We start from the raw sequence: 3,010 nt of genomic DNA on the forward strand, positions 1-3,010 counted from the left end.
CGGTTAAGTTATGAAGGGCGCACGGTGGATGCCTTGGCACTAGGAGCCGACGAAGGACGGGACTAACACCGATATGCTTTGGGGAGCTGTAAGTGAGCTTTGATCCAGAGATTTCCGAATGGGGGAACCCATTGTTCGTAATGGAACAATATCCTTACTTGAATACATAGAGTATGGAAGGCAGACCCAGGGAACTGAAACATCTAAGTACCTGGAGGAAGAGAAAGCAATTGCGATTCCCTGAGTAGCGGCGAGCGAAACGGGATGTAGCCCAAACCAAGAGGCTTGCCTCTTGGGGTTGTAGGACACTCTATACGGAGTTACAAAGGAATGAAGTAGACGAAGAAGTCTGGAAAGGCTCGTCAAAGAAGGTAACAACCCTGTAGTTGAAACTTCATTCTCTCTTGAGTGGATCCTGAGTACGGCGGGACACGTGAAATCCCGTCGGAAGCTGGGAGGACCATCTCCCAAGGCTAAATACTCCCTAGTGACCGATAGTGAACCAGTACCGTGAGGGAAAGGTGAAAAGCACCCCGGAAGGGGAGTGAAATAGAACCTGAAACCGTGTGCCTACAAGTAGTCAGAGCCCGTTAACGGGTGATGGCGTGCCTTTTGTAGAATGAACCGGCGAGTTACGATCCCATGCAAGGTTAAGTCGATAAGACGGAGCCGCAGCGAAAGCGAGTCTGAATAGGGCGAATTGAGTATGTGGTCGTAGACCCGAAACCAGGTGATCTACCCATGTCCAGGATGAAGTTCAGGTAACACTGAATGGAGGTCCGAACCCACGCACGTTGAAAAGTGCGGGGATGAGGTGTGGGTAGCGGAGAAATTCCAATCGAACTTGGAGATAGCTGGTTCTCTCCGAAATAGCTTTAGGGCTAGCCTCATGTGTAAGAGTCTTGGAGGTAGAGCACTGTTTGGACTAGGGGCCCTCATCGGGTTACCGAATTCAGACAAACTCCGAATGCCAAAGACTTATCCATGGGAGTCAGACTGCGAGTGATAAGATCCGTAGTCGAAAGGGAAACAGCCCAGACCACCAGCTAAGGTCCCAAAGTATACGTTAAGTGGAAAAGGATGTGGAGTTGCTTAGACAACCAGGATGTTGGCTTAGAAGCAGCCACCATTTAAAGAGTGCGTAATAGCTCACTGGTCGAGTGACTCTGCGCCGAAAATGTACCGGGGCTAAACGTATCACCGAAGCTGTGGATTGACACCTTTAGGTGTCAGTGGTAGGAGAGCGTTCTAAGGACTGCGAAGCTAGACCGTAAGGACTGGTGGAGTGCTTAGAAGTGAGAATGCCGGTATGAGTAGCGAAAGATGGGTGAGAATCCCATCCACCGAATGCCTAAGGTTTCCTGAGGAAGGCTCGTCCGCTCAGGGTTAGTCGGGACCTAAGTCGAGGCCGATAGGCGTAGACGATGGACAACAGGTTGATATTCCTGTACCACCTCTTTTCCGTTTGAGCAATGGGGGGACGCAGGAGGATAGGGTAAGCGCACTGCTGGATATGTGCGTCTAAGCAGTTAGGCTGATGATGAGGCAAATCCCATCATCGTGAAGGCTGAGCTGTGATAGCGAGCGAATTATAGTAGCGAAGTTCCTGATTCCACACTGCCAAGAAAAGCCTCTAGCGAGGAAAAAGGTGCCCGTACCGCAAACCGACACAGGTAGGCGAGGAGAGAATCCTAAGGTGAGCGAGAGAACTCTCGTTAAGGAACTCGGCAAAATGACCCCGTAACTTCGGGAGAAGGGGTGCTCTGGTAGGGTGCAAGCCCGAGAGAGCCGCAGTGAATAGGCCCAGGCGACTGTTTAGCAAAAACACAGGTCTCTGCGAAGCCGTAAGGCGAAGTATAGGGGCTGACGCCTGCCCGGTGCTGGAAGGTTAAGAGGAGTGCTTAGCGCAAGCGAAGGTGCGAATCGAAGCCCCAGTAAACGGCGGCCGTAACTATAACGGTCCTAAGGTAGCGAAATTCCTTGTCGGGTAAGTTCCGACCCGCACGAAAGGCGTAACGATCTGGGCACTGTCTCAACGAGAGACTCGGTGAAATTATAGTACCTGTGAAGATGCAGGTTACCCGCGACAGGACGGAAAGACCCCGTGGAGCTTTACTGTAGCCTGATATTGAATTTTGGTACAGCTTGTACAGGATAGGTAGGAGCCTTGGAAACCGGAGCACAAGCTTCGGTGGAGGCATCGGTGGGATACTACCCTGGCTGTATTGAAATTCTAACCCGCGCCCCTTATCGGGGTGGGAGACAGTGTCAGGTGGGCAGTTTGACTGGGGCGGTCGCCTCCTAAAGAGTAACGGAGGCGCCCAAAGGTTCCCTCAGAATGGTTGGAAATCATTCGCAGAGTGTAAAGGCACAAGGGAGCTTGACTGCGAGACCTACAAGTCGAGCAGGGACGAAAGTCGGGCTTAGTGATCCGGTGGTTCCGCATGGAAGGGCCATCGCTCAACGGATAAAAGCTACCCCGGGGATAACAGGCTTATCTCCCCCAAGAGTCCACATCGACGGGGAGGTTTGGCACCTCGATGTCGGCTCATCGCATCCTGGGGCTGTAGTCGGTCCCAAGGGTTGGGCTGTTCGCCCATTAAAGCGGTACGCGAGCTGGGTTCAGAACGTCGTGAGACAGTTCGGTCCCTATCCGTCGTGGGCGCAGGAAATTTGAGAGGAGCTGTCCTTAGTACGAGAGGACCGGGATGGACGCACCGCTGGTGTACCAGTTGTCTTGCCAAAGGCATCGCTGGGTAGCTATGTGCGGAAGGGATAAGTGCTGAAAGCATCTAAGCATGAAGCCCCCCTCGAGATGAGATTTCCCATCACGTAAGTGAGTAAGATCCCTAGAAGATGACTAGGTAGATAGGTCAGAGATGGAAGCATGGCGACATGTGGAGTTGACTGATACTAATCGATCGAGGACTTAACCACAAAGAGTCATTTTTTAAATGAACAACATTGGTCGATATTCGGCTTTCTTGACATCAATTCTTTATCTAGTTTT

Annotated in this window: 1 rRNA gene; it reads left to right on the plus strand. The window is 51.7% G+C overall.

Annotated elements, in window-relative coordinates:
- Position 1: 1 nt before the first annotated feature.
- A 23S ribosomal RNA gene (locus tag ACIFOD_RS05620) occupies positions 2-2,937 on the plus strand.
- Positions 2,938-3,010 lie beyond the last annotated feature (73 nt).

The organism is Rossellomorea sp. NRS-1567 (genome assembly GCF_050467885.1).
Taxonomy (GTDB): domain Bacteria; phylum Bacillota; class Bacilli; order Bacillales; family Bacillaceae_B; genus Rossellomorea; species Rossellomorea aquimaris_C.